Annotated in this window: 4 protein-coding genes; 1 reads left to right on the plus strand and 3 read right to left on the minus strand. The window is 64.9% G+C overall.

Annotated features, from left to right (window positions below; genetic code table 11):
* Positions 1–43: 43 nt before the first annotated feature.
* Genes P5705_RS25955 through P5705_RS25965 form a run of 3 tightly spaced genes read right to left on the minus strand, consistent with a single transcriptional unit; the run spans position 44 to position 2509 of the window.
* Entirely contained in the window at positions 44–772 is a 729-nt protein-coding gene (locus P5705_RS25955; RefSeq protein WP_277463718.1) for a pseudouridine synthase, read from the minus strand.
* A gap of 32 nt (positions 773–804) precedes the next feature.
* Positions 805–1026: a cysteine-rich CWC family protein gene (locus P5705_RS25960; RefSeq protein ID WP_277463719.1), complete on the minus strand. Its 222-nt coding sequence runs from the start codon at positions 1024–1026 to the stop codon at positions 805–807.
* Positions 1019–2509 carry a sensor domain-containing diguanylate cyclase gene (locus tag P5705_RS25965; protein ID WP_277463720.1) on the minus strand — a complete coding sequence of 497 codons (1491 nt, stop codon included), beginning with the start codon at positions 2507–2509 and terminating at the stop codon, positions 1019–1021. The genes P5705_RS25960 and P5705_RS25965 overlap by 8 nt, the downstream gene beginning before the upstream one ends.
* Positions 2510–2721: 212 nt before the next feature.
* On the opposite strand from P5705_RS25965, the gene P5705_RS25970 reads away from it, so the two are divergent.
* The coding region (locus tag P5705_RS25970) for a hypothetical protein (protein ID WP_277463721.1) at positions 2722–3117 on the plus strand (396 nt) is incomplete at its 3' end.

The following is a 3117-nucleotide window of genomic DNA, read 5'->3' on the forward strand; positions in this document are numbered from 1 at the left end:
AGGAGCGGCTTCAGCCGCGATCACCCGCCAAGCGGGTGCCAGATTACGCGGTGTCTGTATCGCGGCTGAAGCCGCTCCTACAGACTGTACTGATCTCTTCGGCCGAGAGTGCCCTGTACTCACCCGGCGATAGCCCCGGATCCAGCGTGATGGTGCCCATGCGCTCCCGGTGCAACCCCACCACCTTGTTCTGGAAAAAACCGAACATCCGCTTCACCTGGTGATAACGCCCTTCGACGATCGCCAGCCTGGCCTCGCGGGGGCCGAGGATGTCCAGCTGGGCGGGCAGGGTGGTGAGGTCTTCGAAGGCGAAGTAGAACCCTTCGCGGAACTTGTCGACGTAGTGTGCGCCGATTTCATCCTCTGTTCGCACGCGGTAGATCTTCGGCAACTTGGTCTGCGGCTGGGTCAGCCGTCGCGACCACTGGCCGTCGTTGGTCAGGATCAGCAGGCCGGTGGTGTTGTAGTCCAGGCGCCCGGCAATGTGCAGGTCGTCACGCAGTTCGGCGGGCACCAGGTCGAGCACCGTGGGGTGCTGTGGGTCGCTGGTGGCGCTGACGCAGCCAGCGGGCTTGTGCAGCATCAGGTAGCGGGCGGGACGTCCGGCCTGCACGACCTGGTCATCCACCTCGACACGGCTGAACTCGCGCACTTCATGCAACGGATCGCTTGCGACAACGCCGTCCACGCGAACGCGCTTGCTCGCCAGCAGCAGGCGCACTTGCTGGCGGTTGTAGCAGGGCAGGTTGCCGAGGAATCGGTCGAGGCGCATGGCAGGAAGGTCGTGGGAAATCGGCGCGCAGTCTAGCGGAACGCGGGTGTTCGTGCTGCCTTGAGTTGTTCGTCCACCGCCGCGCAACGCGGGCACAGACAGGCTTTGTCGCGCAACTCGGCCGGTAGCGCCTCGAGGATGGTCGGGTCGATGCTCACATTGAAGCACCAGCACCCTTGGGTGGCGCTGCGTGGGTCGGCCAGGCCGCATTGGTTGGCGGCGCCGCAGGCGGGGCAGCGCTGGGGGTCAGTCATGGTCGGTTCCGGGCAGTTCGCTGCAGACGCGGTTGCGGCCGCTCTGCTTGGCGCGATAAAGGGCATGGTCGGCGCGGGTCAGCAGGCTGTGCAGGGTGTCTTCGCGCTGCAGGCTGGACAGGCCGATGCTGGCGGTCAGGCGCAGCGGTTGTTCGTTGTAGCTGAAGATCAACTGCTCGGTGCGCCGGCGGATCTTCTCCGCCACCTCGATGGCCTGGCGCCCATGGGCTTCGCGCAGCAGCACGATGAACTCCTCGCCACCCCAGCGGCAGAGTATATCGGACTGGCGCAGGCTGCCCTGCAGCACAGTGGCGAACTGGCGCAGCACTTCGTCGCCGGCCAGGTGGCCGTGGGTGTCGTTGAGCGCCTTGAAGTGGTCAAGGTCGATCAACAGGGCGACCAGTGGCGCGCTGTCGCGCTGGGCTTCGACCAGCGCCTGGCCGGCCAGCAGGTCGAAGCTGCGGCGGTTGGGCAGGCCGGTGAGGCTGTCGAGGGTAGCCAGCGCCGCGGCGTTGTCCTGGTGGCGCTTGATCATGGCGTTGAGCAGCGACAGCACGACGAGGGTGATCATCGCGCAGATCGCCAGGTTCAGGTACAGCGACTGGCGGATGCGGTCCAGGGCGCCGCTCTCGCGCTTGTCCACCAGCAGATACCAACCCAGCTCCGGCAGCAGGCGCACATTGAGGAAGTGGCTGTGGCCGTCGTTGTCATGGTATTCGTGGCTGCCTTCGGCGGGTGCCGGCAGGTGCGCGAGCAGGTCCTGCCACTGGTTGCTGTCGCTCAGTTGCTGGCCGGCGCGCAGGCCATGGGGGCCACCGTCGGAGCCGGTCAGCAACACTTTACCCTGGGCGTCGGCGAACAGCACCGCGCGCTGGTAGCGGCGCTGGTAGTCGTCGATCAGGCGCACCACCGACTCCACGCTCAGCCCCACGCCGACAGCGCCGATGAAGCGCTGCTGGTAGTCGAGCACCCGATGGTTGATGAACACCGTGAGCTTGTCCTGGTTGGCCATGTCCAGGTCGACGTTGATTTCGTAGGGTTTGCTGGATTGGCGCAGGCGGAAATACCAGGCGTCGCGCCAGCTGTCGGGCTTGACCTGCTTGAGCACGCCCTTGGCCTGGTAGTAGGTGAGGCTGCGGTCGGAGACGAAGAAACTGGTGCAGGTGTCCTGGGTGCCCATCACTTCACCCAGGAAGCGGGTGATGCGCCGGGTGTCCTGCTCGCCGCCGAGCACCCAGTCACGCAGGAAGGTGTCCTGGGCCATCATCGACGAGATCAGCACCGGGCGGATCAGGTCCTTCTGGATTTCCGAATAGACGGTGTCGGAGGTCAGCGGCAGCTCGGTATTGACGATGCCGTCGCGGATCGCCCCGCGCGAGGCGTAGTAGCTCAGCAGCGAGGTGGCCAGGAAGCCGCAGGCCAGCAACAGCAGCAAGGTGAGGATCAGCGAGCGTTGCGAGAACAGGGCGGACGGTGAACGCATGATCTTCCCGAGAGGTGTGCCGGTGGCCATATTCTAGTGAGATGACCGAAAAATGACTGCATGTTTTTCAGGGTTATACGAGCTGTTTCAATTTGTTGCAGAAATAGCACTGAACCCCGGCGCAGCTGTCTGATGCAATGTCGATGAACGCATCGTCGTCGACGCCCGCCAGCGCCGCTGTGCCGGGCCCTTTCGCGGTCCAGGAGGCCGCCATGTACCCACGCATCCTGCTCGTTGTCCTATTGGGACTGCTGACATCCGCCTGCGCGCCTTACTACGAGCGCGACGGCTATTATCGCAGCGACTACTACACCACCGATCGCTACGTGTACCCGGGTTATTACCGTCAAGACCGCTACTACGTGGCGCCGCAACCGCGTTACTACTACCAGCCCGCACCACGTTACTACCGGCCGGCGCCAGTGCCGCAGTACCGCCCGTATCCGCCGCCCGGCCAGCAGCCGCGCTGGCAGGGCAACCCGCGGTATGACTATGGCAACCGCCAGCGCTACGACTATGGGCGGGACCGTGAGCGCAACGATTACCGCAATGACAACCGGGGGGGCCAGGGGGATCGCTGGCATTCCAATGGGCGCGGGGATCATGGC

It is taken from the genome of Pseudomonas entomophila, from assembly GCF_029478665.1.
Taxonomy (GTDB): Bacteria; Pseudomonadota; Gammaproteobacteria; order Pseudomonadales; family Pseudomonadaceae; genus Aquipseudomonas; species Aquipseudomonas entomophila_F.